Below are 13,334 nucleotides of genomic sequence, written 5' to 3' on the forward strand. Positions count from 1 at the left end.
CCGGGATCGCTGCCACTGGGATGACCGCCTAGCACGCAGAGCCTGCCGCTTCGGACGGTCTGCACGCGCTCGTCGATGGCCGAAGTTCACAGGCCCCCCTCGGGGCCCGGTCGCTCGGCGCCTTGAAAGCGCAACCTGCCGCACAAAGCTGACTTTGTATTGCGCCGGTCAGGCTTTATCATTGATGGTTCGCTGCTGTTCGCGATCCACTGGCCGCAAGATCGGGCCGGCCGGATTTATCGGTCGCGCCGCGCCCGGCGCGCTTCCCGCACTCTGAGTCGAAGATCACCCATGCTGAACAGTTTCCTGACGCGCATTTTCGGCAGCCGCAACGAGCGCGTATTGCGCCAGCTCGGCAAGAACGTGGCCCAGATCAATGCGCTCGAACCGAAGATGCAGGCGCTGTCGGACGAGGAGCTGCGTGCCAAGACGGACGAGTTCCGCCAGCGCCTGGCCGAAGGCAAGACGCTGGACAGCCTGCTGCCGGAAGCGTTCGCGACCGTGCGCGAGGCTTCGCGCCGCGTGCTCGGTCTGCGTCATTACGACGTGCAGATGATCGGCGGCATGGTGCTGCACTCGGGCAAGATCGCCGAGATGCGCACCGGTGAAGGCAAGACCCTGGTCGGTACGCTGCCGGTGTATCTGAACGCGCTGGAAGGCAAGGGCGTGCACGTCGTCACCGTCAACGACTACCTGGCCAAGCGCGACGCCGCTTGGATGGGCAAGCTGTACAACTTCCTCGGCATGTCGGTCGGCGTGGTCTATCCGAACATGGATCACGGCGACAAGCGCGGCGCCTACGCGGCCGACATCACCTACGGCACCAACAACGAATTCGGCTTCGACTATCTGCGCGACAACATGGCGCTGTCGAAAGAGCAGCGCTACCAGCGCGGCCTCAACTACGCGATCGTCGACGAGGTCGACTCGATCCTGATCGACGAAGCGCGCACGCCGCTGATCATCTCCGGTCCCTCCGACGAATCGCCGCAGCTCTACGTCAAGGTCAACCGCATCGTGCCGCGCCTGACGCGCCAGGCGAGCGAGCCGAAGGTCGGCGAGCCGCCGGTTCCGGGCGACTACTACGTCGACGAGAAGCAGAAGCAGGTGCACCTGTCCGAAGAGGGCATGCAGCACGCGGAAGATCTGCTGCGCGAAGCCGGCATCATCGGCGAAGAGGAAGGCTTGTACGACTCGCAGCACATCGCGGTCGTGCACCATCTGAACGCCGCGCTGCGCGCGCAGGTGCTGTACCAGCGCGACGTCGATTACATCGTGCGCGACGGTGAAGTCATCATCGTCGATGAGTTCACCGGCCGCACGCTGGCCGGGCGGCGCTGGTCCGACGGTCTGCACCAGGCGGTCGAGGCGAAGGAAGGCGTGCCGATCCAGCGCGAGAACCAGACGCTGGCTTCGATCACGTTCCAGAACCTGTTCCGCATGTACAAGAAGCTGGCCGGCATGACCGGCACGGCCGACACCGAAGCCTACGAGTTCCAGCAGATCTACGGCCTCGAGGTCGTGGTGATCCCGACGCATCGGCCGATGGTGCGCAAGGACGAAGCCGACGTCGTCTTCCTCAAGCAGCAGCCCAAGTACGACGCGATCGTCGAGGACATCAAGGAAAGCTACGAGCGCGGCCAGCCGGTGCTGGTCGGCACCGCATCGATCGAGATGTCGGAGCTGTTGTCGGGCCTGCTCAAGCAGCAGGGCGTGCCGCACGAAGTGCTCAACGCGAAGCAGCACGAGCGCGAGGCGCACATCGTGGCGCAGGCGGGACGGCCGAAAGCGATCACGATCGCGACCAACATGGCCGGCCGCGGCACCGACATCGTGCTCGGCGGCAGCCTCGAAGCGGAGCTGCACGGGCTCGGCGAAGAAGTGCAGCAGAGCGATCGCGATCGCACCAAGACCGAATGGCAGGCGCGGCACGACGAAGTGCTGGCGCTCGGCGGTTTGCGCATCATCGGCACCGAACGTCACGAATCGCGCCGCATCGACAACCAGCTGCGCGGCCGTTCCGGCCGTCAGGGCGATCCGGGATCGAGCCGCTTCTATCTGTCGCTGGAAGACAATCTGATCCGCATCTTCATGGGCGAAGGCGTCGCGCGCCTGATGCGCATGTTCGGCATGAAAGAAGACGATGCGATCCAGGATCGCATGGTCAGCCGGCAGATCGAGAAGGCGCAGCGCAAGGTCGAAGCGCACAACTTCGACATCCGCAAGCACTTGCTCGAGTTCGACGACACCGCCAACGATCAGCGCAAGGTCATCTACCAGCAGCGCAACGAGCTGCTCGACAGCGACAGCGTCGGCGACACCATCCTCAACGTGCGTCAGGACGTAGTCACCGATCTGGTGCGCCGCTACGTGCCGGCCGATTCCGTCGACGAGCAATGGAATATCGCTGGCCTGGAAACCGAATTGAATTCGGAGTTCGGTCTGCAGATGAATCTCAAGCAATGGCTCGACGAGCAGCACGAGATCGATGCCAACGGCGTGCTCGAACACGTGCTGTCCGCGGCCGACCGGCTGTTCCGCGAGAAGGAAGCGATGCTCGGCTCGGAAGTCATGCGCGGGCTGGAAAAGCACGTGATGTTGTCGGTGCTCGACAACGGTTGGAAAGAACACCTAGCCAGCATGGATTACCTGCGCCAAGGCATTTATCTGCGCGGCTATGCACAGAAGCAGCCGAAGCAGGAGTTCAAGCGCGAGGCGTTCGAGCTGTTCGAGGGCATGCTCGGCCGCATCAAGCACGAGATCGTGCAACTGCTCGCGCGCGTGCGCATCCGCAGCGAAGACGAGGTCGAGGCGATGGAAGCGGAGCAGCGTCGCCAAGCCGAAGCGCAGGCGCGCGCGCTGCAGTTCCAGCACGCCGAAGCGGCTGGATTCGACGTCGGCGAACCGCTGGCCGATGCCGGCGAAGGTTTCGCGCCGCCGCCGCCGCAATCGACGGTGCAGCGCGAGGCGCCGAAAGTCGGCCGCAACGATCCCTGTCCGTGCGGCTCGGGCAAGAAATACAAGCAATGCCACGGCAAGCTCGCGTAAGGGTCTGCTGCAAGTAAGGTCGCCGGGCAGGTGGACGATTTTCTCGAATCGGCATCGCCGCCGATGAGCATCGGTCGCACCCATGTCGTCGCCGGTGTGGTGCGCGACAGCAGTGGCCGCGTGCTGATCGCGCAACGACTGCAAGGCAAGCACCTGGCCGGCTTGTGGGAATTTCCCGGAGGCAAGTGCGAGGACGGCGAGCTGCCGATCGACGCGCTCGCGCGCGAGCTGCGTGAGGAACTCGGCATCGTGGTCGAGTCCGCGCGACCGCTGATCGCGATTCCGCACGATTATTCAGAACACCAGCGCATCCTGCTCGACGTATGGCAGGTCTCGGCGCACTCGGGCATCGTGCTGGCGCGCGAAAACCAGCGCCTGGCCTGGGCCGAGATCGCCGATCTCGATCGCATCGAGATGCCGCCGGCCGATCGTCCGGCGTTGACCGCGCTGCGATTGCCCGATCGCTATCTGATCACGCCTCCGTTGCCGCCGAGCGAGGCCGATTCGGTCGTCCGCGGTATCGAGCGCGCCTGCCGCAAAGGCGTGCGCCTGATCCAGCTGCGCCTGCCGGGTTGGCCCAGCGACCGCCTCGCGCGCGTCGCGCGCAGCGCGCGCAATCTTTGCCGCGACTACGGCGCGCAGCTTCTTTTGAACGCCGATTGGAAACTCGCCGCGGTGCTGGGGCTCGACGGTGTGCATCTGCCGGCCGCGCTCGCCGCTACGCTGACACAGCGGCCGCTACCAGCGGATCGCTGGGTCGGGGTGTCCTGCCACGACGCCGCCGAACTCACGCAAGCTGCACGCATCGGCGCGGATTTCGCAACGCTCGGGCCGGTGTTTCCGACGCCCAGCCACGAAGACGCGGCCACGCTCGGCTGGGAAGGATTGAGCGAGTTGGTCGCGGCGACCGCGCTGCCGACCTATGCGCTCGGCGGGCTGGAGATCGACGACGTCGACGCCGCGCAGGTCAGCGGCGCGCAGGGCGTGGCCGCGATTCGCGCGTTGTGGGACGCCTAAACGCCCGCTTCTGCGTCGTTGCGCGGTTTCGATGCCGCCATCGCCAGATACTGCTGGTGCAATCGCGCGACGGCTGAGTCGAGGTCGAACAGCGACCCGGTATTGTCGATCACTTCATCCGCGATCGCGAGACGTTGTTCGCGCGTCGCTTGCGCATCGAGCATCGCGTCGGCGAGTTCCGGCGTGACGCGATCGCGCCGGATCAGGCGCTCGCGTTGCACAGCACGCGGCACGTCGACCAGAAGGACGCGATCGATCCAGTCGTAGCGCCCGCTCTCGACCAGAAGCGGAATCGCAAGCATGACGTAGTCCGCAACGCTGTCGCGTGCACGCTCGAGCAGCGTGGCGCGTACGCGTGGATGCAGGATCGCTTCGAGTCGGCTGCGTGCGTCCGTATCGGCGAAGACGCGTTCGCGCATCGCGCGGCGATCGAGTGCGCCGTGCGTATCGAGCACGGCATCGCCGAAGGTGGCCGCGATTTCGGCCAAGGCCGGCTGCCCCGGCGCGACAAGTTCGCGTGCGACCAGATCAGCATCGATCACGTCGACGCCGAACGCTGCGAAACGGCTGCTGACGGCGGACTTGCCGCTGGCGATGCCGCCGGTCAAAGCGACGACGAAGGGAAGGCCAGGCATGACGGGAGTCTAGCGCGAGCGGAATGGCTCACTGCAATCCGAACAGGCTCGCGTAGAACCGATCGAGGCGATCGCCGAAGACGAACCAAGTCCAACCCGCTGCGGCGATGAACGGACCGAACGGAATCGGCGTGCTGCGATCCTGCCCGCGCAGAGCGAGCGCTATGCCACCGACGATCGCACCGACCAGCGCGGACAGCAGCACGATCGGCAGCAGGGCGAACGCGCCCATCCAGGCGCCGAGTGCGCCGAGCAGTTTGAAGTCGCCATAGCCCATGCCTTCCTTGCCGGTAGCGAGCTTGAACAGCCAATACACCGACCACAGGCTGAGATAGCCGAGCGCGGCGCCGACGATGGCCGCTTGTGCAGGTACGAACACTGGCAGCAACGACAGCAGCAGGCCGAGCCAAAGCAAGGGCAGGGTCAGTTGATCCGGCAACAGTTGCGTACGCGCGTCGATGCCGGCGGCGGCGATCAGGGTCCAAGTGAAAACCAGCGCCGCAGCGAGCGACCCGTCGAAACCGAACTTCCACGCGACGGTGGCGGAAGCGAGCGCAGTCAGCAATTCGACCAGCGGGTATTGCCAGGAAATCTTCGTCTTGCAGTAGCGGCAGCGGCCGCCCAATGCGAGCCAGCTCAGCAGCGGGATATTGTCGAGCGCGGACAGCGGCTGCTTGCATTGCGGGCAGTGCGAGCCGGTGAAAACCAGATCCGGCGGAGCCGTCTCGGCTTCCCCGGCTTCCTCCAGCAGCTCGCGCGCCTGCTGACGCCATTCGTGCTCGAGCCGCCGCGGCAGGCGTAGGATCACGACGTTCAAGAAGCTGCCGACCAGAAGGCCGAGCAGTCCGGTCAGCGGGATCAGCAGCGCTGCCTCGTGCAGCCAGTTCAGGTCGATCATTCTTCGCGGTTAACCGACCACCGAGCCGAGCTTGAAGATCGGCAGGTACATGCCGACGACCATGCTGCCGACCAGCACGCCGATGACGACCATGATCAGAGGTTCGAGCAGGCTCGACAGCGCATCGACGGCGTTGTTGACTTCGGTTTCGTAGAACTCCGCGATCTTGAACAGCATCTTGTCGAGCGCACCGGCTTCTTCGCCGATCGCGACCATTTGCACGACCATGTTCGGGAACAGCGTGGTCTGGCGCATCGCGAGCTGGAGCTGGTGGCCGACCGCGACGTCTTCGCGTACGCGCTTGACCGCATCGTTGTAGACCACGCTGCCGGTCGCGTTGGCGACCGAATCGAGCGCCTCGACCAAGGGTACGCCGGCGCGGAACGTCACGCCGAGGGTGCGCGAGAAGCGGGCGATCGCGGATTGGCGCAGGATCTGGCCGACGATCGGAATCTTCAGCAAGCTGCGCCCGACGAAGTGCGCGAACTTGTCCGAGCGTTTGTACAGCATGATGATTCCGACGATGGCGCCGACGAAGATCAAGAGGACCATCCACCAGTACGCCACCATGAAGCGCGACAGATTGACCAGCATCTGCGTGAAGGCCGGCAATCCAGCACCGAAATTGCTGAACACGGTTTCAAACTGAGGGATCACGAAGATCAGGAGGATCGAGGCGACGACGATCGCGACGGCGAGCACCGCGGCCGGATAGAACATCGCCTTCTTGATCTTGCCTTTGATGTTCTCGATGTTTTCTTTGTAGGTCGCAATGGTGTCGAGCACCGTGTCGAGCACACCCGCGGATTCGCCGGCGCGGACCAGATTGCGATAGAGCTCGTCGAACTGCACCGGATACTTGCCGAGCGCCTCGTTCAAGGCCGAGCCGCCTTCGATCTCGGTCTTGATGTCCGTCAGCATGTCCTTCATGCGCGGATTGGCCTGGCCGCCCGCGACGATCTCGAAGCCCTGCACCATCGGCACGCCGGCCGCCATCATCGTCGCGAGCTGACGGCTGAAAATTGCGATGTCGCGCCCTTTGATCGCCTTGCCGGTCTTGCCGAACAGCGGTTTCGGCTTCGGCTTGACCACCTGCGGATTGATGCCCTGCTTGCGCAGGTCCGCCTTGACCAGGCTGGCATTCTTGCTGATCTGCTCGCCCTTGATCTTGACGCCGCGCTTGTCGATACCGACCCAGGTGAAGGTCTGCATATCGCTGATTTGCGCGCGCTGTTTGCCGCGCTGCGTAGTCGCCGCTTTCGTCTTCAGGGCAGTGACGGTGGCCATCGGGGACTCTCTTAGTCTTTGGTGACGCGGTTGATTTCGGCCAAGCTGACGACGCCTTGCTTGACCTTCCACAAGGCGGAAGCGCGCAAGTCGCGAATGCCGTCCTGCTTCGCTTGTTCGGCGATCTTCAACGCGCTGCCGCCGGCGAGGACGATCTTCTGGATCTCCTCGTTCATAGGCATCACCTGGTAGAGCCCCGTGCGGCCTTTATACCCCTCGTTGCAGCCGGAACAACCGACTGCGTCGAAAATCTGCAAACCCGCATCGATATCGGCTTGGCTGAAACCTTCTGCCAGCAATGCCGCCGGCGGCAGCGACAGCGGTTGCTTGCAATCATGCAGGCGTCGCGCCAGACGCTGCGCGATGACCAGGGTCACCGACGAGGTGATGTTGTACGGCGCGATGCCCATGTTCATCAGACGCGCGATGGTCTGCGGCGCATCGTTGGTGTGCAGGGTCGAAAGCACCATGTGACCGGTCTGTGCGGCCTTGATCGCGATTTCGGCGGTCTCGAGATCGCGGATTTCGCCGACCATGATGACGTCCGGATCCTGGCGCAAAAACGATCGCAGCGCGGCGGCGAAGGTCATGCCGCGTTTGACGTTCTGCTGCACCTGATTGATGCCCGGCATGCGGATTTCGACCGGATCTTCGACGGTCGAGATGTTGCGGCCTTCGGTATTGAGAATGTTCAGCGCGGTGTACAGCGAGACCGTCTTGCCCGAACCGGTCGGGCCGGTCACCAGCACCATGCCGTAGGGCTTGTCGATCGCGTTGAGGAAGAGCTGCTTCTGATCGTCCTCGTAGCCGAGCTTCTCGATACCCATCTTCGCGGCCGAGGCGTCGAGGATACGCAGCACGATCTTCTCGCCGAACAGGGTCGGGCAGGTGCTGACGCGGAAGTCGACCGATTTGGACTTGGACAGATTGAGCTTGATGCGGCCGTCTTGCGGCACCCGTCGCTCGGCGATGTCCAGGCCGCTCATGACCTTCAGGCGCGAAGAAATACGCGCGTTGAGCTTCACCGGCGGCGAGGCCACCGCGCGCAGCATGCCGTCCATGCGCAGGCGTACGCGGTAGGCGGCTTCGTAAGGCTCGAAATGGATGTCCGAGGCGCCGCGTTTGATCGCGTCGACCAACACCTTGTTGACGAACTTGACGACCGGGGCGTCATCTGTGCCCGTCGCGTCGACGCCGCTCGACTCGCCTTCGTCACCGAGCGAGCCGAGGTCGAGGTTTTCGAGTCCTTCGGCGTCGTCGAGTCCCGAAATCACCGGGCCGGTCGCGTTGACGGCCTGCTCGATCGCGCGTTCGAGCTGTTCGGCGTCGAGCAGGATCGGTTCGATCAGATGGTTCGACTGGAACTTGATCTCGTCCAGCGCGCGCAAATTGGTCGGATCGGACACGCCGACGAACAAGCGGTTGCCGCGCTTGAACAGCGGCAGCGCCTTGTGTCGCGTGATCAAGTCTTCTCGGACTACGGCCATCGGCAGCTGGCCGAGATCCAACGCTTCGATGTCGAGCAGCGGCATGCCGAACTCGGCCGACGAAGCCATTGCGACCTGGCGGCTGCTGGCGAGCCCGTTCTCGGTCAGCCACGCGCCGAGAGGGATCTTTTGCCGTGTCGCTTCTTCAGTGGCCTTGCGTGCATCGCTTTCCGCGACGACGCCGTCCGCCACCAAACGCCGGGCGACGCCGGAAAGGCCTGCCAACGGTGCCACGTTGATCTGCGTTGCCATAGATTTCGCGTGTAACCCCCTGAGGCACCGCACGAATGTAGCGCAAATCCGCGGCCGTGAACATGAAGCCCGACACGCTGAAGCGTCAAACTTCGTCGCATACAAGGAGCGGGTGACGAGGCGAACTTTGCGATCGCGTGGCCGTTTCGCTTTTCCGCGAACCGCTACGCGCTATGATCCCGCGTCGCCCGGGGAGAGCCGGATATCTTGAGCTTGAGCATCGTTCTGCCTGCCAAAAACGAGGCAGCCGCGCTGGCCGATCTGTTGCCGCGTATCAGACGTGCGCAACCGGACGCACAAGTGATCGTCGTCGACGATGGCTCGACCGACGAAACCGCGGCATTGTGCGAGGCGAGCGGCGTAACCGTGCTGCGCAGCCCCTATTCGATGGGAAACGGCGCGGCGATCAAACGCGGCGCACGCATAGCCCGCGGCGAGGTCATCGTCTTCATGGACGCCGACGGTCAGCACGATCCGCTCCTGATCGAGCGCCTGCTGCAGCGATTGGACCAGGGTTTCGACATGGTCGTCGGCGCGCGCGACGGTTCCGGTCAGGCCAGCCTGCATCGGGGCCTCGCCAATACGTTCTACAACTGGCTGGCCAGCCGCATGACCGGCTTCGACGTGAAGGATCTGACCTCCGGCTTTCGCGCCGTTCGCGCCGACAAGTTCCGTGAGTTTCTGCATCTGCTGCCGAACGGTTTTTCGTATCCCACAACGTGCACGATGGCGTTCTTTCGTAGCGCCTATGCCGTCGCCTACGAGCCCATCCCGGTCGCCCGCCGCGTCGGCACGGCCAGCCATATCCGGCCGTTCAAGGACGGCATTCGCTTCCTGTTGATCATTTTCAAGATCGCGACGCTCTATTCGCCGCTGAAGTTGTTCGCGCCGGCGGGCGTCGCATTCTTCCTGCTCGGGCTCGGGCACTATCTCTATACCTATTTCACCGCGCATCGATTGACCAACATGAGCGTGCTGCTGTTCAGTGCCTCGGTCATCGTCTTCCTGATCGGATTGGTGTCCGAACAGATCACCAACTTGATGTATCAGCGCGGGCGCGATTGAGGACGTCATGCCGAACGGCCTCGTCAGCGCTCTGCGCGTTCTGCGTCGTACGCCGCTGCATCCGCAATGGCTATTGGGCGATTCGCGTAAGACGGCGTCGTGGGTGCGAAAAGCGGCTCGTGGCAGGGTGCTCGACATAGGCTGCGCCGATCGCTGGCTCGAAGCCCATCTGAGTCCCGGTTGCGACTACGTCGGCATCGACTATTTCGTCACCGGCAAGCTCATGTATGGCGCCCGGCCGGACGTGTTCGCCGATGCGGCCGAGCTACCCTTGCCGGATTCTTCGATGGACACGGTCGTCATTCTGGAGGTGGTCGAGCACCTGCGCCGGCCGCGCGCTGCGCTCGGCGAAATCGCGCGAGTACTGAAGCCGGGAGGGTGTCTGCTGCTGTCGATACCTTTCCTCTACCCAATCCACGACGCCCCACACGATTATCAGCGCTACACCGCGCACGGTCTCGTGCGCGAAATCGAGGAGGTCGGGTTGCATCTGGGGCAATTGGATTCCAGTTTGGGGTCCGCGGAAACGGCAGGTCTGTTGACGAACTTGGCTCTTGGCGGCATGGCCGTAGAGGCGATTCGTCGTCGCAGTCCGGCCGCCGTGCTGATCCCGGTCATTGCCGTGATGATTCCCGTCATCAATGTGCTGGCCTGGATCGTTGGAAAGTTGCTTCCGTCGTGGTCCCCGGTAACCGCTGGTTACTTTCTGTCCGCGACGAAGCCATGAGCAAGCTCGACGCAATCGTGCTGGTCACGACCTCCTATCCGATCGGCGCGGACGGCAGTGAGGCGGCAGGTTCGTTCGTTTCCGATCTTGCTGAGGAGCTGGCACGGCACCGCACCGTGTACGTGGTTGCGCCCGGCTCCAATACGGGACGCGAAACGAGGAGAGAGGGCGTCGAAGTATTTCGATTCGCAGCGCCAGACCAGCCCCTGTCCACTTTGAAACCGTGGAAACCTTCCGAATTGCGGACCATTCGTTCCGTGCTGATTGCAGGGGAGGAAGCGACTCGAAAAGCCGCGCAGGCGGCCAATGTGAAGCACATCCTGGCGTTGTGGGCCTTGCCTTCCGGACATTGGGCGCGGAGGGCTTCGCGTGTAACTGGGGTGCCCTACTCGGTGTGGACTCTAGGTAGCGACATCTGGACGCTAGGTCGGATCCCTTTCGTGCGCGCGCATCTGCGCCGCGTGCTGCGCGATGCCACGAGCTGCTTTTCAGACGGCTTCCAATTGGCGGAAGACACGCAGCGCATCGGCGGGCGTAAAGTCGAGTTTCTGCCCAGTACGCGCCGCATCGAGCGCGTGCGCACTACGCCATTGAAAGCCGCTGCGCCGTATCGCTTGCTCTTTCTCGGACGTTGGCATCGCAACAAGGGCGTCGACCTGCTGCTCGATGCGCTGGAATTACTGCGCGAGGAAGACTGGAGCCGGATCGAAGCCGTCGAGATCTGCGGCGGCGGTCCGCTCGATGCATCGGTGCGCTCCGGCGTCGAGCGCTTGCGCAAAGCAGGACGACCCGTACAGGTTCGCGGCTATCTTGAAAAGGCGGCTGCGGAAGAAGCGATCTTGAATGCCGATTGGCTGCTGATTCCTTCCCGCATCGAGAGCATTCCGGTCGTCTTCTCCGACGCGATGAAGCTGGGCTGCCCCGTAGTCGCGATGCCGGTTGGCGACTTGCCGCGATTGTTACGACAAGAGGGCGTCGGAGTTTGCAGCGAAGCCGTCAATGCAGGCGCGTATGCGGACGCCTTGCGCGCGGCGCTGACCTCCTCCTCGACGGGTCGTTCGTCGCAACTCGCGCGCGCCGCGGAGCCGTTTTCGCTGGAGCACGCCATTGCGCCGAGAATCCTCGACAGCGCCCGCGCACTGCAGCCCAATTCGAGTACGCCACAATGAACGAGCGCGGCTATCAATACGACTTCTCGCACGAGAATGCGGCAATGCACTCGGTCGAGGGGAGGCAGCGCAAAGCTGCAACGATGATCGCCGTGCTGGAACAGGCTTTGGGAGAGCGCCTAGCCGAGGCACGCTTGCTCAACGTCGGCTGTTCGACCGGCATCATCGACACATTTCTAGCGGCGTACGTGGGGAAGGTCGTAGGGATCGACATCGACGAACCCGCCGTAAGTTCGGCACGCGAGCGTTGCCGTGCGTCGAATGCGGAATTTCGCGTCGGTGACGCAATGCAGTTGGACTTCCCTGACGGGAGTTTCGACATCGTGATTTGCGCGCAGGTCTACGAGCACGTGCCCGACCCGAAACGCATGATGGAGGAGATTCATCGCGTACTCGCCCCGGGCGGCGTCTGCTACTTCGCCGCCACCAACCGCTTCTGCATCATGGAGCAGCACTATCATCTGCCGCTGCTGTCGGCCATTCCCGTTCCGCTCGCGCATTGGTACTTGCGTTTGGCGAGGCGCGGTAAGTACTACCACGAGCGGCACTTGAGCTTGCACGGTTTGCGCGACCTGGCCAGACGCTTCGCGGTGGAAGACTTCACTCGGCGGATTCTCGCCGAGCCAGCAAGATTTCAAGCCTCCTATCTGTTCGGAGGCGGCGCCAAGCTGGCTGTGGCGCGCGCCGTAGCTCAAGTGGCCTACTGGGCGTTTCCCGGTTATATCTGGCTGCTTTGGCGAAATCCTCAATCCGGCACAGTGTCATCGATCTCGCCGATGAGCGAGAGCGGCGATGCGTAATTCTCGCCGCTCGGCGTGGCGAGTCGTCGTCGCGCCGGACTCCGCGCTGAACCGTTGGGTGGACGGCGGTGAGTACGGATTCGCGTCCGCGGAGTGGGCACATGTGCTCGAGGGACTTGGGTGCAAGGTCTTGTTCGCCTGGCATGAACGTTTGTCGGCCGGCGTTGTGGCGCCGATATTTCGGCGAGGGCCGCTGAAAATCGGCTTCATGGGCTTTCCCCACGTCGGTGAGGAATTCAACGAACTGGCATTGCCGCTGCTGTCCGAAGAGCAGCGTTGGTTAGGAGCGGAACTCGGCTGCCATTTGATGCGCGCGACGCGATGCGGCATGCGCGAGTCGAGTGCTGCTGAAGTGATCGAACAACCGGAAACCTGGATCGAGGATTTGGCGACGTGGCCGAAGAGCGCAAGCAAAGCGAAGCGCCTCGACAAGGATCTGTCTTTCGCCAGGCGCGCGAGCGCGCAGTTGCAGGCCGTAGATGGGATCTCCGATGCCGCTGCCGCGTATGCGCTGTATCGAGCGACGGTTCTCAAGCACGGCGGACGGGCGAGATACAATTTGGAGTACTTCAGTCGTTTGCAGGTGCTGTGCGCGAGCGGCCGCTCCTTTCGCGCGATCTCCTACTGCGACCAGCAGCGGCGCATGATGGGCTTCGGTGTATCGGCTCGTCATGCGGAGACGGGCTACTACTTGCACGGCGCGGTGGATGAGACCGTTCGATCGACCGGCCTGGGCGATCTGATTCTTTCAGAGTTGATATCGCAGGTACGTCAGAACGGGGCGTCTCGCTTCAGTCTGATGGCTTCACCAGCGGATCAGGCTGGATTGGTTCATTACAAGAAGAAATGGGGCGACAGCGAGGGATACACGCAAACTACGGACGAGGGCAGGGGAGTGCTGGGAAGGCCACTGGCTTGGTGGCTGCACAAACGCTCCCGCCGAGCGTAG

At 63.4% G+C, this 13,334-nt stretch carries 11 protein-coding genes; 7 read left to right on the forward strand and 4 right to left on the reverse strand.

Annotation, left to right across the window (positions count from 1 at the left end; translation table 11 throughout):
- The first annotated feature begins 291 nt into the window (after positions 1-291).
- Positions 292-3,048 (forward strand): preprotein translocase subunit SecA, encoded by a 2,757-nt coding sequence (secA, locus tag AC3QL3_RS04325; protein WP_492897081.1) that lies wholly within the window; start codon positions 292-294, stop codon positions 3,046-3,048.
- Between the two features lie 63 nt (positions 3,049-3,111).
- Positions 3,112-4,065 (forward strand): Nudix family hydrolase, encoded by a 954-nt coding sequence (locus AC3QL3_RS04330; protein ID WP_492897082.1) that lies wholly within the window; start codon positions 3,112-3,114, stop codon positions 4,063-4,065.
- On the opposite strand, the gene coaE is transcribed toward AC3QL3_RS04330, so the two are convergent.
- The 4 genes from coaE to pilB all read right to left on the reverse strand — a co-directional run bounded on the left by coaE (position 4,062) and on the right by pilB (position 8,624).
- Positions 4,062-4,700 carry a dephospho-CoA kinase gene (gene coaE, locus AC3QL3_RS04335; RefSeq protein ID WP_492897083.1) on the reverse strand — a complete coding sequence of 213 codons (639 nt, stop codon included), beginning with the start codon at positions 4,698-4,700 and terminating at the stop codon, positions 4,062-4,064. The genes AC3QL3_RS04330 and coaE overlap by 4 nt on opposite strands.
- Positions 4,701-4,728: 28 nt before the next feature.
- A complete protein-coding gene (locus tag AC3QL3_RS04340; protein WP_492897084.1) occupies positions 4,729-5,598 on the reverse strand; it encodes a prepilin peptidase in 870 nt (289 codons plus the stop codon).
- A 9-nt stretch (positions 5,599-5,607) separates the two neighbouring features.
- On the reverse strand, positions 5,608-6,810 hold the full coding sequence (locus AC3QL3_RS04345) for a type II secretion system F family protein (RefSeq protein ID WP_492898854.1): 1,203 nt from the start codon (positions 6,808-6,810) through the stop codon (positions 5,608-5,610).
- Between the two features lie 86 nt (positions 6,811-6,896).
- Positions 6,897-8,624: a type IV-A pilus assembly ATPase PilB gene (pilB, locus tag AC3QL3_RS04350; protein ID WP_492897085.1), complete on the reverse strand. Its 1,728-nt coding sequence runs from the start codon at positions 8,622-8,624 to the stop codon at positions 6,897-6,899.
- Positions 8,625-8,828: 204 nt separating this feature from the next.
- On the opposite strand from pilB, the gene AC3QL3_RS04355 reads away from it, so the two are divergent.
- From AC3QL3_RS04355 to AC3QL3_RS04375, 5 genes are read left to right on the forward strand one after another with little or no spacing between them, the layout of a single operon-like run.
- Positions 8,829-9,689, forward strand: coding sequence for a glycosyltransferase family 2 protein (locus AC3QL3_RS04355; protein WP_492898856.1), 861 nt, complete (start codon positions 8,829-8,831; stop codon positions 9,687-9,689).
- A 7-nt stretch (positions 9,690-9,696) separates the two neighbouring features.
- Positions 9,697-10,416 (forward strand): class I SAM-dependent methyltransferase, encoded by a 720-nt coding sequence (locus AC3QL3_RS04360; RefSeq protein ID WP_492897086.1) that lies wholly within the window; start codon positions 9,697-9,699, stop codon positions 10,414-10,416.
- Positions 10,413-11,585: a glycosyltransferase gene (locus AC3QL3_RS04365; RefSeq protein WP_492897087.1), complete on the forward strand. Its 1,173-nt coding sequence runs from the start codon at positions 10,413-10,415 to the stop codon at positions 11,583-11,585. Before AC3QL3_RS04360 ends, AC3QL3_RS04365 begins: the two co-directional genes overlap by 4 nt.
- Positions 11,582-12,385 carry a class I SAM-dependent methyltransferase gene (locus AC3QL3_RS04370; protein WP_492897088.1) on the forward strand — a complete coding sequence of 268 codons (804 nt, stop codon included), beginning with the start codon at positions 11,582-11,584 and terminating at the stop codon, positions 12,383-12,385. Before AC3QL3_RS04365 ends, AC3QL3_RS04370 begins: the two co-directional genes overlap by 4 nt.
- Entirely contained in the window at positions 12,378-13,334 is a 957-nt protein-coding gene (locus AC3QL3_RS04375) for a GNAT family N-acetyltransferase (RefSeq protein ID WP_492897089.1), read from the forward strand. The genes AC3QL3_RS04370 and AC3QL3_RS04375 overlap by 8 nt, the downstream gene beginning before the upstream one ends.

The sequence above is a fragment of the Dokdonella sp. GW821-FHT11D02 genome (genome assembly GCF_058808595.1).

Bases quoted from the DNA above. Each gene is read 5' to 3' on its own strand.
- secA (WP_492897081.1), top strand. From the start codon at position 292: ATGCTGAACAGTTTCCTGACGCGCATTTTCGGCAGCCGCAACGAGCGC.
- AC3QL3_RS04330 (WP_492897082.1), top strand. From the start codon at position 3,112: ATGAGCATCGGTCGCACCCATGTCGTCGCCGGTGTGGTGCGCGACAGC.
- coaE (WP_492897083.1), bottom strand. From the start codon at position 4,700: ATGCCTGGCCTTCCCTTCGTCGTCGCTTTGACCGGCGGCATCGCCAGC.
- AC3QL3_RS04340 (WP_492897084.1), bottom strand. From the start codon at position 5,598: ATGATCGACCTGAACTGGCTGCACGAGGCAGCGCTGCTGATCCCGCTG.
- AC3QL3_RS04345 (WP_492898854.1), bottom strand. From the start codon at position 6,810: ATGCAGACCTTCACCTGGGTCGGTATCGACAAGCGCGGCGTCAAGATC.
- pilB (WP_492897085.1), bottom strand. From the start codon at position 8,624: ATGGCAACGCAGATCAACGTGGCACCGTTGGCAGGCCTTTCCGGCGTC.
- AC3QL3_RS04360 (WP_492897086.1), top strand. From the start codon at position 9,697: ATGCCGAACGGCCTCGTCAGCGCTCTGCGCGTTCTGCGTCGTACGCCG.
- AC3QL3_RS04365 (WP_492897087.1), top strand. From the start codon at position 10,413: ATGAGCAAGCTCGACGCAATCGTGCTGGTCACGACCTCCTATCCGATC.
- AC3QL3_RS04370 (WP_492897088.1), top strand. From the start codon at position 11,582: ATGAACGAGCGCGGCTATCAATACGACTTCTCGCACGAGAATGCGGCA.
- AC3QL3_RS04375 (WP_492897089.1), top strand. From the start codon at position 12,378: ATGCGTAATTCTCGCCGCTCGGCGTGGCGAGTCGTCGTCGCGCCGGAC.